The sequence below is a fragment of the Nisaea nitritireducens genome, from assembly GCF_014904795.1.
Taxonomy (GTDB): Bacteria; Pseudomonadota; Alphaproteobacteria; order Thalassobaculales; family Thalassobaculaceae; genus Nisaea; species Nisaea nitritireducens.
In genome coordinates this window covers 29,892-43,464 of the sequence record NZ_JACZFS010000064.1, presented here as the reverse complement: position 1 = coordinate 43,464, position 13,573 = coordinate 29,892, and the positions used below count along the sequence as shown (strand labels likewise).

Below are 13,573 nucleotides of genomic sequence, written 5' to 3'. Positions count from 1 at the left end.
AGGCGCTGAGACGCACACCCTCCAGCGCCGAGACGGAACGAGACGCGCGACGGTGGGGAGACAGTCCGGAGACATCAGTCCAGCCGGCGCACCCGCCCTTCAATCGTGACTTTGACGCCGCCGCTCTTCTGGACATAGTCGATGACCTGACTCGCCATCAGGCGTGCCGAACTCGCATCGACGACGATCTCTCCTTTTGTGAAGGCGGCGTATCCGTCACCTCCCCTGGCGATGAAATCGTTGGTCGCGACCACATAGATCCTGCCGAGATCGAGCGGCGTATCTGCAACCTTCACCTCCGACACCCGGGAGCCGGCGGGCTTGCGTCCGTCAAAGGCGAAGCTGATGCCGGAAACGTGCGGGAAACGGCCTGCCCCCTTCTCTACCTGCGAGACCCCGTTCTCCAGGGCCGCATGCAAATCCGATCCCTTGAGCTGCATGGTTACCGTCCGGTTGCCGAAGGGCAATTCCGTCAGCACATCCTTCCGGGTCAGCGTGCGGCCCGCCTCATAACTGGTATCGCCGCGTATCCCGCCACCGTTTGTGATCGCCGCGTCGGCACCTGTCGCGGCCCTCATCGCATCGGCGATCAGGTTGCCGAAAACGTTCTCCGCCGTTCGCACGGAAGCCCGGCGGGTATCGAGCGCAACCTCGGTCACACCGACTTCGACAGCAAGTTCCCGGTCAAGTTTGGAGCTGTAGGCGGCAACCTTTCCCTCAAGAGTGGGGTCCGGCTCAACGTCGATCGTATTGATCATCGAGAAACTCGGTTGCCAGACGAGTTTTGGCCCGTTGCGCCCCTCGACCCTGTCGATGGTAAGGTCCATGATCCCGACAAAGTTGCCCTGGCTGCCGGACTTCAGAATGGCCTGCTTTCCGTCGTAGAGCACCAGCACCAGATGATCGTGACCGCCGAGCACGATGTCGATCCCCGCCACCTGGCGCAGTGTCTCCAGATCGCTCTGATAAACCGCGTGGGTCAGGGCGATGACTAGATCCGCGCCGTCCTCGCGCAGATTGGCCACGACCTCTTTTGCTGTCTCCGCGAGCGGCGCGAAGCCGACATCGGGACCGGAGCTTGAAAGGCTCGGCGTATCGGTCGTGGTCAGACCGAGCAGCCCGATCTTGTATTCTCCCGCCGTGACCATGCGCGAGCGCTCGGCACCGGGAAATCCGGGCTTTCCCTTGTAGGAGACATTGCTGCCGAGGACCGGATACTTGGCTTCCTTCAGACGCTGGATCAGAACGTCCGGGCCGAAATCGAATTCATGATTGCCGAGAACTGCCGCATCGAAACCGATGGCGTTGGCCAGCGCGACCATATGCGCGCCCTTGTCGAAGCCGGACAGCAGGGAAGGCGAGAGCATGTCACCGCCGAAGGTTAGCAGCACCTGTCCGCCTTCGGCCTCGACACGGTCACGCTCGTAGCGCGCAATGCTGGCGATCTTCGCGGCTCCGCCCGCCCCGTCCCTGGCATCGAGCCGGTCCCAGTCGTTCACGTGGACAATCGACAGACGGAGTGGCTCCGCACCTGCCGGCGCCCCGCAAATAGCGAATAGCGTGAGCCAGAAAATCGTGTGGAGCGTGGCGCGCATGGCTTCTCTCCGTAAAAGACCAGCTAAAGACTAGCCTGTTTTACGGGAAATTTCACCTACCACAGTGAAAAGCCTCAGCTATTCCGCTAGGCGGAGCGGCGCATCTCCGCACGGCGGTTCCGCGGCGTATCCTCGTCGAAAAGATTGGTGAGCTGGTCCATCATGGTCCCGCCGAGTTGCTCGGCATCCACGATTGTCACCGCGCGGCGGTAATAGCGCGTCACGTCGTGCCCGATGCCGATGGCGACCAGCTCAACCGGGGACTTGTTCTCGATATACTGGATGACCTCGCGCAGATGGCGCTCCAGATAGTTCCCCGGATTGACGGAAAGCGTGGAATCGTCGACCGGCGCGCCGTCGGAAATCACCATCAGGATGCGGCGTTCTTCCGGCCGCCCCAGCAGACGCTGGTGCGCCCAGAGCAGGGCCTCGCCGTCGATATTTTCCTTCAGGATGCCCTCGCGCAGCATCAGACCGAGCGACTTGCGGGCATGGCGCCACGGCGCATCCGCCGGCTTGTAGACGATGTGTCGAAGATCGTTCAGGCGACCCGGATTGACCGGCTTACCGCCCTGGATCCAGTTCTCCCGCGACATACCGCCTTTCCAGGCCTTGGTCGTGAAGCCGAGAACTTCGACCTTCACGCCACAACGCTCAAGCGTGCGAGAGAGAATATCAGCGCTCATGGCCGCGATCGAGATCGGCCGGCCGCGCATGGAGCCGGAATTATCGATCAGCAGTGTGACGACCGTATCCCGGAAATCCGTATCCTTTTCCAGCTTGTAGGAAAGCGAACTGTCCGGCTGCACCACCACACGGGAAAGCCGTGCGGCATCGAGGATGCCTTCCTCGAGATCGAACTGCCACGACCGGTTCTGCTTCGCCATCAACTTGCGCTGCATCCGGTTGGCGAGCCGTCCGATCATGCCCTGAAGATGACTGAGTTGCTGGTCAAGCAGGGCGCGCAGGCGCGCCAGCTCTTCGGCATCGCAAAGCTCGCTCGCCATGACGACTTCGTCATACTCGGTCGTGTAGGCGTGATAGGCTTTCAGCAGGCGGTTGCTGTCATCAGCATTCTGCATTTGCGGAGGCGTGCCTGGATTGGCAGGCTGCTCGTCACCCTCGCCGGGCTCGAAATCACCGTCCTCGCTGTCTTCACCTTCGCCGGCCTCGTCGCCGGAATCCATATCGGACGGGACCATTTCGGAGGAGGTGCTGTCTTCCGCGGTGCCTTGGGTGCCGCTGTCATTCAGCTCCTCACCCTCGCCGCCGTCATCCTCGGCCTCGGAGTCCGAATTCGACTCGTCGGTCATGCCCTCGTCGCCGATCTCCAGCTCAAGTTCGCTGATCAGCTGACGGGACAGCTCGGCATAGGCTTCCTGGTCTTCAAGATGGCTGGACAGCTCAGAGAGCGTGTCGCCGATCTTCGAGTTGACCCAGGGACGCCATAGATCGACAGCGCCCTGCGCGCATTCCGGCGGCGGAGCGCCCGTGATCGCCTCACGGGCCATCAGCCGGACCACCTCGGCGAGGGCAACCTCGTCCTTGTCGGTAACGCCTTCCAGACCTTGCTTCTGGTAACGCTGCTCCATCGCCGCTTCGAGGTTCTGGGCAACGCCGGACATCCGCATGGCGCCGAGCGCCTCGACCCGGGCCTGTTCGGCCGCATCGAAAATTTCCAGCGCGGCCTGACCGGACGGCTGCCGCCTGGCATGGGTCGCCGCATCATGGAAGCGAAGCTTCAGGGCAAGGCTGTCCGCCTCGCCACGGACCCGAGCGACGTCCTCTTCCGGAAGCCCGCGTGGCGGGGACGGCAGCCGCACCCGGTCACCCGAAGCACTGGCCTGATCCGCGCCATAGGTGACCTCAAGCTCCTTCTCGTGGGCCATTGCCCGCACGCAGGATGCTGTCGCGCGCTTGAAATCCTCAAGCCGGTCGTCGTCCGCCATCGATGCCATCAGGTCCTGTCCGCGCCGCTTTCTCTATTCCGCCGCGCGGATGCTGGTCTCCGGCAGGTCGGCTCCGAAACAACGCTGATAGAATTCGGAAACCGTGGCCCGCTCGACCTCGTCGCACTTGTTCAGGAAGGTCAGGCGGAACGCCATCGCCACATCCTGGAAGATGGTCGCGTTCTCGGCCCAGGTGATCACGGTCCGCGGCGACATCACGGTGGAGATGTCACCGGCGATGAAACCGGCCCGGGTGAGATCCGCCAACGAGACCATGTTGGAAATCGTCTCGCGGCCTTCCGGCGTGTCGTAGGTCGGCAGCTTCGCCAAAACGATATCCACCTCGCGGTCATGCGGCAGGTAGTTCAGCGTGGTGACCACGTTCCAGCGGTCCATCTGACCCTGGTTGATCTGCTGCGTGCCGTGATAGAGGCCCGTGGTATCGCCGAGACCAACCGTGTTGGCGGTGGCGAAGAGACGGAAATACTTGTTCGGATGGATCACCTTGTTGGTGTCCAGCAGGGTCATCTTGCCGTCGGCTTCCAGCACGCGCTGGATCACGAACATCACGTCGGCCCGGCCGGCATCGTACTCGTCGAACACCAGCGCCACGCTGTTCTGCAGTGCCCAGGGCAGGATGCCTTCGCGGAATTCGGTGACCTGCTTGCCATCGCGCAGGACGATTGCGTCCTTGCCGATCAGATCGATACGGCTGATATGGCTGTCGAGGTTCACCCGAACACACGGCCAGTTCAGGCGCGCCGCGACCTGCTCGATATGGGTCGACTTACCGGTGCCGTGATAGCCCTGGATCATGACCCGGCGGTTGTGCGCGAAACCGGCCAGAATGGCGAGGGTGGTCTGCTTGTCGAACAGATAGGTCGGGTCCAGCGTCGGAACATAGTCGCTCGCCTCGCTGAAGGCCGGAACCTTCATATCGACATCGATGCCAAAGGTCTCGCGGACCGAGACCTCCGTGTCCGGGGCTTCGATATTGTGCGCAGGCTTGCGCTCGTAAACATGTGCTGCCGACATGGCCCTATTCCCAAATGATGTGGGTGACTATCCGGTGCGGGAGCGCCCGTAGCGGGGCTCCCATGCCTTCAAGTTAGAAACTTTTTCAAAGTCGTATAGGCCTCGTTGATGATTTTCAACCGTTCTTCGGCCTCTTTGTTCCCGCCATTCGCGTCGGGATGGTGTTTTTTCACAAGCTGCTTGTAGCGGGATTTCAACTCCAGCGCGGTGACCGGTGGAGCCAACCCCATGATAGCGAAAGCTTTTCCCTCCGCCGTTTCGCTGCCCGGACGCACGGGACCTGAACCGGACGCGGCCTCCATGTCCTCGTCACCATTGAGCGCACCGAACGGGTCTTTGTATTCGCCGGCAACAAACTTGCGATATGCGGCGGCGGTCCCGAGCGGCCAGGTCGGCCGGTCCCAGGTCGTCGAGCGCCGGATCTCCTGTTCAAGCTCCTCGGCGGATGCGCCTTCGTAGTAGTTCCACTGCTTATTGTATTGTCGGACATGATCGAGGCAGAACCAGTAATAGTCCGACAGGGCGCTGCGGCCCTTCGGTGCACGGTGCTCGCCGACGGATGTGCATCCGGGCGCATCGCATCGACGGAACCCGGGTTCGGTACCGTACGTGTCGATCTTCAGGGATTCGCTCTGCGCCTTCCGCATACCGAGGATTCCAAAATGTCGCTGGTCCAGCTTGTGCCAGACGTCGAAAATGCGGTTCTGTTCCCGCCATACAAACCAGATAGTCCCCGGAAAGGGGACATACAGGGAGACAAGTTAATGTCCGTCACTGAGACGATCAAAGCCAAATTAACGTCCGCGTTCGCGCCGGAGCATCTCGCGGTCATCGACGACTCGCAGAAACATCAGGGCCACGGCGGGTGGCGCGAGGGCGGGGAAACGCATTTCAATGTCGAGATCACATCCGCCGCGTTCTCCGGAAAATCCCGTGTCGACCGCCAGCGTATGGTGCACGAGGTCCTCGCGGCGGAATTGGCGGACCGTGTCCACGCCTTGTCGATCCGGGCAAAAGCCCCGCAGGAGTGAGCCGGCCAAAATAGTTAAAATGCAATTAAAAGGGGTTTTGAAAATAAAAAATCGTTTTTTGGTTGCGTACGATTTGCATACACTGATACATCAGACTTTAATCTGCCGAGATCCGGCTGGGACAGAACGTTTGCGGATAGAACGGTGTCAACTCTCTTAAGTAAGAACGTATTGGTCGATGGCCATCGGACCAGCATGCGGCTGGAACCGGCCATGTGGAACGCCCTCTCCCAGATCGCTGCACGGGAAAAACTCACCATTCATCAGATCTGCGGAATCGTGAACCAGCACAGGGTGAACACGTCCCTCACCTCGGCGACGCGGGTCTTCATCCTTGGTTACTTTCGAATCCTGGCCGTTAGCCTGGAGCGCGATGCGTCTCTGGAGCCGGAGCGGTCGATCATGAACAAGGTGTTCCGCCAGACGGAGGAATTCCGCAACACGCCCTATAACAACCGCTATACTGGAGCCTTGTAGAATTCAGGCCAGATTTCCTTGACGACCGGGCTACTTTCCCCGAAGGCGTGGCAGGAATTCAGGAGTGGCGGACGGCCCGTCCGCTTCGGCTCTTCCTCTCCGCTTTCCCGCCGTTTGCGGGCGCTTTCGCCATAAAGCGTCTGGTAAGCGGTGGTAGCCATCGGCCAGAGCAACTCGACCAGATGCGTACACCCTTCGGCACCGCCAAGCGCGGAAATCACCTTCCTGCGCCAGCCGGGCCCGATCCGGATGCCTTCCAGGCGCTGGAAATTCACCGTGATGTTCGGACAGATTGCAAACGGCCCGGCGTCGGTGATCGCTTCGACCGCAAGAATGGTGAGATCGTCATCGACAGTCAGCCGGATCGACATGTCGTGGATCGGTTCGCCTGCCGGAATGCCGTTCCTGAATTGGTTCGGAACCTCGTAGGTCTTTACATCCGTGATGTGCCCCTCGATGTCGAGATGGCCGTCATCACGTCGAAAGCCCTCGCAGGTGACGCGGCGCGTATGGACTTTCCGGCGCGGCGCCGGGTTGGACAGGGGCATTGATCTCTCCGGAATGATCTTGCTTTGCAGCAAAAATCATTCCGGACCGCGCCGAAGTCAATTCCCGGCAGCATTGCACTCAGGGAAGACCAGCCATTCCCGAGCCCGAGATGAAGGCTTCGCGTTCCAGAACCGCCTCTTCCAGATCCTCGCGGACAGCGGCATAAATGTCCCGAATCGAGACCATGCCGATGATTTTTCCATCCTCTTCGACAGGCAGGTGGCGGAAGCCGCCCTCCTGCATGCGCTGCAGCGCGTCCATCACAGAGGCCTTGGGGCCGATGGTTTCGGGCTTCGGGGTCATGATCGCCTCGATCAGCGTTCCACCCGGAGCTTTCTCCTCTGCTACCAGGCGGCCAGCGATATCCCGTTCCGAGAGAATCCCGACCAACGTATCTCCCTCAAGAATGAGAAGTGCACCGATCTTGCGGTTCGCCATCAGTTTGGCGGCCGTCAGAACTGTTTCCTTGGGGGACAGTGACGAGAGGTCCTGTTTACTCACCACATCCGGCACGATGTGTCTGGCCATGGCATTCTCCCTGATAAGTTTTTATTTATCGGAAAAGATTATACCAAATCACGAGGCATCTGGGAGCCGGGTCGTTTCAACAGTTTCATTTTCGGTTTCCGCCGGGGTTACCCGAGAGACCCGCAACAATGTGATCTGGTTGCGATGCCGGCGCAAAATCTTGAACCGGAAACCATAAAAAACGAACTCCTGCGCCACATTCGGGATTGTTCTGGCCTCATGCAGGATCAGCCCGGCGACGGTCGAGGCCTCATCATCCGGCAGGTTCCAGTCAAACTCCCGATTGAGGTCCCTGATCGTTACAGTACCGTCGATGACATACGATCCGTCCGCCTGCGGCCGCACACCGGCAACAGCGACATCGTGCTCGTCGCTGATCTCGCCGACAATTTCCTCGATGATATCCTCAAGGGTCACGATGCCCTGGAAAGCCCCGTATTCATCGACCACGAGTGCGAAGTGCTCACGCCTGGCGCGGAAGGCCTGCAACTGGTCGAGCAGGGTGGTGGTGGTCGGAATGAACCAGGGGTCCGACGCAACCTCCCGCATATCGAGCTGCTCCAGCTCCTCACCGCCCAGTCCCTTTACCGCGCGGAGAACCGCCTTTGCATGGATAACGCCGATAATCTCTTCATGGTCTCCCTTGAACAAGGGCAACCGCGTGTAGGGGCTTTTCATGATCTGCGAGATGATGTCTTCGACCGTGTCGTCCGCATCCAGCATTTCGACCTGGCGCCGGTGGGTCATGATCTCCTCGACCCAGACCTCGCTCAGATCGAGGATTGAGCGCAGCATGGCCCGCTCCTCGCGGACCTCTTCCTCGTCCACCTCGACCTTATGGCCGTGCAGTTCGATCAGGCCGCGCAACTCCTCTTCCTGCTCGGAATGACCGAATTCTTCGGAGATACTGATACCGAACATGGACAGGATCAGACGGACGATGCCCCGCACAATCTTCGCGATCGGGCTCAGGACAATGACAATGGCGTTGATCAGCGGGGCGACGGCAAGCGCCACCCGGTCTGAATTATTCAGCGCGTATGTTTTCGGCAGGACTTCGGCGAAGATCACGACCACGACCGTCATGACCAGCGTCGCGTAGACCACGCCATGCTCGCCGAAAAACTGCAGAAACACAGTTGTTGCCAGCACTGAGCCCAGGATGTTGGTGATGTTGTTCCCGATCAGGATGGCGCCGATCATGGTCTCGCTATGCTCTCGCAGCGCGAGAACGCGAGCTGCCCGCTGGTCCCCCTTCCGATCCAATTGGTGCATCCGGGCATAGGAGGAGCCCGTCAGGCCTGTTTCCGATCCGGAGAAAAATGCCGACAGCACGATCAGCAGCAAAATGCCTCCGATCGTCAGCAACAGTTCAACGTCCATTAGTTCCATGAACTCTTCGTCCATCAGACGCTCGCCGCCGCCGAAAGATCTTCTTCCAGCATGCTCCGAACAATATCCGGCGCGACATCATCGCTGGTGAAGGCCTCGCCTATACCCCGTGCCAGAACAAAGCGGATGGTTCCGTCATGCGCTTTCTTGTCCCGGCGCATCGAGGCTAGCAACTCCTCCGCGCTCCAGCGCGCCGCGCCGGGAATATCCGCCACACGTGCCATCAGTCCCATGGCACCGAGATGGGCACGCGCGCGCTCCGTATCCTGGCCCGCGCAAAGGCCGAGGCGGCGCGAGAGCTCCAGTGCCTGGATCATGCCGACCGATACCGCCTCGCCGTGCAGCAACGTGCCGTCGAACCCGGCCGCGGCCTCAAGGGCGTGGCCGAACGTATGGCCGAAATTCAGTAATTCGCGCAGCCCGGCTTCCCGCTCGTCCGCAGCGACCACTGTGGCCTTTGCCTTGCAGCTCTCGACAATCGCGGAAATCCGCGCAGCCTCGTCGCCGGCAATCACACCCGCGCCATGCTGCTCAAGCCACTCGAAAAACGCCGCATCCCGGATCAGGCCGTATTTGACGACCTCCGCGTAGCCCGCCAGCACTTCGCGCTTCGGCAGGGTGTCGAGCGTCCCGGTGTCGGCCAGCACCAGCCGCGGCTGGTGGAACGCGCCGACCAAATTCTTTCCCTGCGGCGTGTTGATCCCGGTCTTGCCGCCGACCGAACTGTCGACCTGTGCCAGCAGCGTCGTCGGGATCTGGATGAAATCGAGGCCGCGCATGACGGACGCTGCGCAATAGCCGGCAAGGTCTCCGACCACGCCGCCACCGAGCGCAATCACGGCCGTCCGGCGATCGACGCCGTCTTCCAGCATGCGACTGCAGACATGCTCGAAATCGGCAAAGCTCTTGGAAGACTCGCCCGGCGCAACGGCGATGGTCGTCACCGCGATACCCGCCGCGCCCAGAGACCGAGTAAGCGGGTCGAGCCAATATCCGGAAACAGTCGAATCGGTGATGACGAATACCTTGCTTCCCCGGATCAGGGGCTTGATCTCATCACCAGCATTCTCGATCAGCCCGGGTCCGACACGGATATCGTAGCTGCGTTCGCCGAGGCCGACGGAAACCGTCTGGATCGTCGTCATGGTTTTCCCTGTTTCAAAATACCGCTTCCGTCATGCGGCTCATTCGGCCGGAACGGTTTTACGCGCATCGTCAAAATAGTTCATGAGGACGTCATAGGCCCGATCGACCGTTGCTTCGAGCGGACCCCGGCGCGATTCGATCCAGAGATCGGCTTTCTCATAAACGGGATAACGGTCCGCCATCAGTTTCTCGAGGACCGCCTTCGGATCTTTCTGCGCCAGCAATGGGCGGCCCTGGCGCCGGCTGACACGCTCGAACAGAACGTCAATATCGGCCTTTAACCAGAGAGACACCGCGTTCTCGGCGATGGCCGCACGGGTCTCCTCCGCCATGAAGGCGCCGCCGCCGGTTGCCAGCACGACAGGCGGCCCGCTCAGGATGCGCTGGATCACCCTTTGCTCGCCGCGGCGGAACTCTTCCTCGCCAAAACGTTCAAAAAATTCAGTGATCGTGCAGCCGGCCGCGTCTTCGATTTCCCGATCCGCATCGACAAAATGCATGTCGAGTCGTTGCGCCAGGCGGCGCCCGACACTGCTCTTTCCGGCCCCCATCAGGCCGACCAGAACGATACTTTTCGGGTAAGGCAGAGGCGTGTCCGCCGGATCAGGATGATTCACCATGGGAAGCAGGTTCTGGCTCCGGACGAGACGCAGGTAGCGTTTCCAGTCAAATCCGGCACCTCTCCTTTTCTCTCCCTCGTTGAACTCACTGGATGCGGTCGGTATGCTGCCGCAAACGCGTCATATTCCGCCGGTAGCATAACTTTCCCAATATGGCGTTGCAAACGCATTGGGGACGTTACGCACGGGTCGGCAGGACCAGTGTCGCGTGAAACTGTAATTCATGGGTCCGCAGCATGAAATTGACGCTCTGGGTCGTTATCGTCATAGCACTGTTCTTTGGCGGCGGCTTTGCATTCCTGTCCACGTGGGACATCCCGGCTCCGACCAGCCAGATCGAACAGGTCCTCCCCAATGATCAATTCCCCCGCTAACGGCCGGACCTGGCAGCGGCGCGCCGGTTTTTGCGTCCTGATGCTGGCTCTGTCCCTGCCTTTTTCGGCGCGGGACACACTGGCCCAGGGCGCTCCCAAGCCGTTGTTGCCATCCCTTGGCGCGCCGAAACCGCTGCTCCCGCCGGCCGCCGGCACGCCCGCTGTCACAGATAGCGACACCGGCCCCGTCGAGGCAGCACCCGGACAGCCCCCGGCGAACAGCGGTGCGGCGAAAGCCAAGGCCGGCATCTCGGTCAATACCCTGGACACTGTCTCGCGAGAGAGTGTCGGGACGATAGGCAGTGACGAATCGGCCCTGCCGGCCTCCATGTGGGACGGCACGCCCCGCAGCACGATCCAGCGCATGCTGGCCCTGGTCGGCGAAGCACCGGCAACCTCCTCCTTGCGCGCCCTGATGCTGCGCATTCTGCTGAGCCCGGCCTCTATTCCGCAGGCGGCGGACCCGACGGACCGGACCAGCGTCGTCAAAGCCCGTATCGACGCTCTCGAACGGCTTGGAGCATGGCCGGATTACATCCGGCTGCTGGAACTTGCCCCGACCGCCGATGAGGAAACGACCTTGTCCCCGGCGATGCGCGCCCGGCTCAAGACGGATGCCGGTTTCCTGACCGGTGATACCGGCACAAGCTGCGCCATTGCCCGAGATGCCATGCTGTCCGTGCCGGAAGACCGCTACTGGCAGAAGGCCGGAACCTTTTGCCAGGCACTCGCCGACGAGTGGGAAAGTGTCGAATTCAATCTCCGTCTGTTGCTGGAACTTGGCGATCAGGACGCGCGCTACATCGCCCTGATGCGCGCCGTTAGCGGCACCACCTCCGACATTCCGCAGATGCCGGAGGCCGCACAACTCCGGCCACTGGACATCGCCATGATGCGGGTTGCCGGGATCGCTCCCGCCATGCCGGACCCTGATGCGGTTCCGCCCTCCCTGATTCCGGTCCTGACATCCTTCAAGGCGTTACGCTTCGAAGACCGGCTGCGTCTGGCCGAGCGCGGCGAGCAGCTTGGTCTTGTGGACCGGAGCGAGCTGATTGCGCTGTATGAGCTGGTCGATATCGACCCGTCGCAAATGCAGAACGCGCTGACCGCCGCCGCTGCCGACCCGAGCGCGAACGGCCGCGCCTTGCTCTTCCGGGCAATTGCGAGCCAGACCCTGCCATTGGCCCGGGCCCAGGCAATCCAGCAGGCGCTTAATCTTGGCCGCGGCGAGGGCCGATACGGTGCGACGGCACGGCTTTATGCGCCGTTGATCCAGGAGATTCCGACCACCTCTCCCTATGCCTGGTTCGCTGCCGACGCGGCGTCCGCCTTCATCGCCGCCAACATGGACGAAGCCGCCATGCCCTGGCTGGAAATGGCGGGCCGCGAGGCACGACTTGGCCCGGAGCAGGCAACGGCCTGGCGCGATGCCGTCATCATGTCCCGCCTTTCAGCCGGCGAAGATGTCCCGCTTGAGAAGAATTTCCTCCGGGAATGGTGGCGGGGCATCCGCAACATCGCTCCGGAAAACGCTCCGGCGCGTGCAACGCTGCTGTTCGGATTGCTGGAGGCGACCGGAGCGGAAACCCCCGGCACGGTCTGGCGCGGCCTGATCGACCAAGCCACGCCGAAAGATACGAAATCGCCGCCGCCGGCCCTGCTCTGGGCCCGTCGCGACGCGGCCAGAAACGGCCGGCTCGGCGAAGGCGCCTTGCTGACAGTGCTTTCGCTCTCCGGCGCCGACCTGCTGGACTATGATGCCGGTACTCTTACCGAGAGCGTCCGTGCCCTCTCCGACCTCGGATTGGAAAAAGACGCCTACCGCCTCGCGCTGGACATCTATCTGGCAGCATCCAGCGCGCCGGCACCGACTTCCTCTGGCGAGTGAGCCGATGAGCCCGGATAGCGGCTCCATCGAACGCTTTCTTGAAATGCTGATTGCCGAGCGCGGTGCGTCCGGCAATACGGTCGACGCCTACAAGCGCGACCTGCGGGACTTCGCGGCCAGTCTGACAAAGCGGCGCCAGACACTCGGCAATGCTGCGAGCGACGACATCCGGGCTTATCTGGAAAAGCTCGAAGCTGCCGGCATGGCCCCGCGCACGGCGGCACGGCGGCTCTCCGCGATCCGGCAGTTCTACCGCTTCCTCTATAGCGAGGGCGATCGGACCGACGATCCCTCCACCGCCATCGACAGCCCCAGGCAAGGCCGTCCCTTGCCGAAGATCCTGAGCGAAACGGAAGTGGATCTGTTGCTCGCCGCCGCCCGCAACAGGGATGGTGGCGACGGGTTGCGCCTGACATGCCTGCTGGAGATTCTCTATGCCAGCGGTCTCCGGGTCTCGGAACTGGTTGCCCTGCCCATTGCTTCCGTCGCCCGCGACCCGCGTGTGCTGATCGTCCGCGGCAAGGGCGGCAAGGAACGCATGGTGCCCCTGACCGAGGCCGCACGGGACGCTATCGCAGCATACAAGGACGCAAGACACAGCTTTCTGCCCGAGGGCGCGACGTCGCCATATCTGTTTCCGTCACGCAGCAGCGAGGGCCATCTGACACGCCGCCGCATGGGGCAACTCCTGAAAGAGCTCGCCATCGAATGCGGCCTGCGCCCGGCAACCGTTTCCCCGCATGTCCTCAGGCACGCTTTTGCGACTCACCTTCTGGATCACGGCGCCGACCTGCGTAGCGTTCAGCAAATGCTGGGGCACGCGGATATATCAACCACGCAGATCTACACCCATGTCCTCACGGAACGCCTGAAAGCACTGGTGACCGAACATCATCCCCTGGCAAAGTCCGGCAACAAAAGCTGACCGGTCACGGCAATCCAGACGTTGTATCCGAAGGCCCAGGCGAGTATGGTTCCGCGCTTCCCAA

Annotated in this window: 13 protein-coding genes; 4 read left to right on the top strand and 9 right to left on the bottom strand. The window is 61.6% G+C overall.

Annotated elements, in window-relative coordinates:
- Positions 1-74: 74 nt before the first annotated feature.
- From IG629_RS19975 to IG629_RS19960, 4 genes are all read right to left on the bottom strand, one after another.
- Positions 75-1,595, bottom strand: a complete 1,521-nt coding sequence (locus IG629_RS19975) for a bifunctional metallophosphatase/5'-nucleotidase (protein WP_193173671.1) — start codon at positions 1,593-1,595, stop codon at positions 75-77.
- 86 nt (positions 1,596-1,681) lie between these two features.
- The gene (gene cobT, locus IG629_RS19970) at positions 1,682-3,553 is read right to left on the bottom strand and encodes a cobaltochelatase subunit CobT (RefSeq protein ID WP_193173670.1); all 1,872 of its coding nucleotides are present in this window, start codon (positions 3,551-3,553) and stop codon (positions 1,682-1,684) included.
- A 24-nt stretch (positions 3,554-3,577) separates the two neighbouring features.
- Entirely contained in the window at positions 3,578-4,579 is a 1,002-nt protein-coding gene (gene cobS / locus IG629_RS19965; RefSeq protein ID WP_193173669.1) for a cobaltochelatase subunit CobS, read from the bottom strand.
- Between the two features lie 68 nt (positions 4,580-4,647).
- A complete protein-coding gene (locus tag IG629_RS19960) occupies positions 4,648-5,226 on the bottom strand; it encodes a J domain-containing protein (RefSeq protein WP_193173668.1) in 579 nt (192 codons plus the stop codon).
- Between the two features lie 117 nt (positions 5,227-5,343).
- Between IG629_RS19960 and IG629_RS19955 the strand changes: the two genes are divergently transcribed.
- Positions 5,344-5,610, top strand: a complete 267-nt coding sequence (locus IG629_RS19955) for a BolA family protein (protein WP_193173667.1) — start codon at positions 5,344-5,346, stop codon at positions 5,608-5,610.
- A 144-nt stretch (positions 5,611-5,754) separates the two neighbouring features.
- Entirely contained in the window at positions 5,755-6,087 is a 333-nt protein-coding gene (locus IG629_RS19950; protein ID WP_193173666.1) for a ribbon-helix-helix domain-containing protein, read from the top strand.
- On the opposite strand, the gene IG629_RS19945 is transcribed toward IG629_RS19950, so the two are convergent.
- From IG629_RS19945 to IG629_RS19925, 5 genes are all read right to left on the bottom strand, one after another.
- Positions 6,069-6,635, bottom strand: coding sequence for a DUF2889 domain-containing protein (locus IG629_RS19945; RefSeq protein ID WP_193173665.1), 567 nt, complete (start codon positions 6,633-6,635; stop codon positions 6,069-6,071). The genes IG629_RS19950 and IG629_RS19945 overlap by 19 nt on opposite strands.
- 79 nt (positions 6,636-6,714) lie before the next feature.
- A complete protein-coding gene (locus tag IG629_RS19940; RefSeq protein ID WP_193173664.1) occupies positions 6,715-7,164 on the bottom strand; it encodes a CBS domain-containing protein in 450 nt (149 codons plus the stop codon).
- 48 nt (positions 7,165-7,212) lie between these two features.
- On the bottom strand, positions 7,213-8,571 hold the full coding sequence (locus tag IG629_RS19935) for an HlyC/CorC family transporter (RefSeq protein ID WP_226886962.1): 1,359 nt from the start codon (positions 8,569-8,571) through the stop codon (positions 7,213-7,215).
- Complete coding sequence (aroB, locus tag IG629_RS19930) at positions 8,571-9,701, bottom strand: 3-dehydroquinate synthase (protein ID WP_193173663.1); 1,131 nt, start codon at positions 9,699-9,701, stop codon at positions 8,571-8,573. Before aroB ends, IG629_RS19935 begins: the two co-directional genes overlap by 1 nt.
- Before the next feature lie 39 nt (positions 9,702-9,740).
- Positions 9,741-10,322 (bottom strand): shikimate kinase, encoded by a 582-nt coding sequence (locus tag IG629_RS19925; protein ID WP_193173662.1) that lies wholly within the window; start codon positions 10,320-10,322, stop codon positions 9,741-9,743.
- A 354-nt stretch (positions 10,323-10,676) separates the two neighbouring features.
- Here IG629_RS19925 and IG629_RS19920 point away from each other — a divergent pair, with 354 nt between their 5' ends.
- Complete coding sequence (locus tag IG629_RS19920) at positions 10,677-12,584, top strand: hypothetical protein (protein ID WP_193173661.1); 1,908 nt, start codon at positions 10,677-10,679, stop codon at positions 12,582-12,584.
- 4 nt (positions 12,585-12,588) lie between these two features.
- The gene (gene xerD / locus IG629_RS19915) at positions 12,589-13,509 is read left to right on the top strand and encodes a site-specific tyrosine recombinase XerD (RefSeq protein ID WP_193173660.1); all 921 of its coding nucleotides are present in this window, start codon (positions 12,589-12,591) and stop codon (positions 13,507-13,509) included.
- The last annotated feature ends 64 nt before the right edge of the window (positions 13,510-13,573 follow it).

What these genes read in the sequence shown, in the direction of transcription:
- IG629_RS19925 (WP_193173662.1), bottom strand. Translation starts at nt 10,322, where the DNA reads ATGGTGAATCATCCTGATCCGGCGGACACGCCTCTGCCTTACCCGAAA.
- IG629_RS19960 (WP_193173668.1), bottom strand. Translation starts at nt 5,226, where the DNA reads ATGCGGAAGGCGCAGAGCGAATCCCTGAAGATCGACACGTACGGTACC.
- IG629_RS19920 (WP_193173661.1), top strand. Translation starts at nt 10,677, where the DNA reads ATGATCAATTCCCCCGCTAACGGCCGGACCTGGCAGCGGCGCGCCGGT.
- IG629_RS19935 (WP_226886962.1), bottom strand. Translation starts at nt 8,571, where the DNA reads ATGGACGAAGAGTTCATGGAACTAATGGACGTTGAACTGTTGCTGACG.
- IG629_RS19945 (WP_193173665.1), bottom strand. Translation starts at nt 6,635, where the DNA reads ATGCCCCTGTCCAACCCGGCGCCGCGCCGGAAAGTCCATACGCGCCGC.
- cobT (WP_193173670.1), bottom strand. Translation starts at nt 3,553, where the DNA reads ATGGCATCGATGGCGGACGACGACCGGCTTGAGGATTTCAAGCGCGCG.
- IG629_RS19955 (WP_193173667.1), top strand. Translation starts at nt 5,344, where the DNA reads ATGTCCGTCACTGAGACGATCAAAGCCAAATTAACGTCCGCGTTCGCG.
- IG629_RS19940 (WP_193173664.1), bottom strand. Translation starts at nt 7,164, where the DNA reads ATGGCCAGACACATCGTGCCGGATGTGGTGAGTAAACAGGACCTCTCG.
- cobS (WP_193173669.1), bottom strand. Translation starts at nt 4,579, where the DNA reads ATGTCGGCAGCACATGTTTACGAGCGCAAGCCTGCGCACAATATCGAA.
- aroB (WP_193173663.1), bottom strand. Translation starts at nt 9,701, where the DNA reads ATGACGACGATCCAGACGGTTTCCGTCGGCCTCGGCGAACGCAGCTAC.
- IG629_RS19975 (WP_193173671.1), bottom strand. Translation starts at nt 1,595, where the DNA reads ATGCGCGCCACGCTCCACACGATTTTCTGGCTCACGCTATTCGCTATT.
- xerD (WP_193173660.1), top strand. Translation starts at nt 12,589, where the DNA reads ATGAGCCCGGATAGCGGCTCCATCGAACGCTTTCTTGAAATGCTGATT.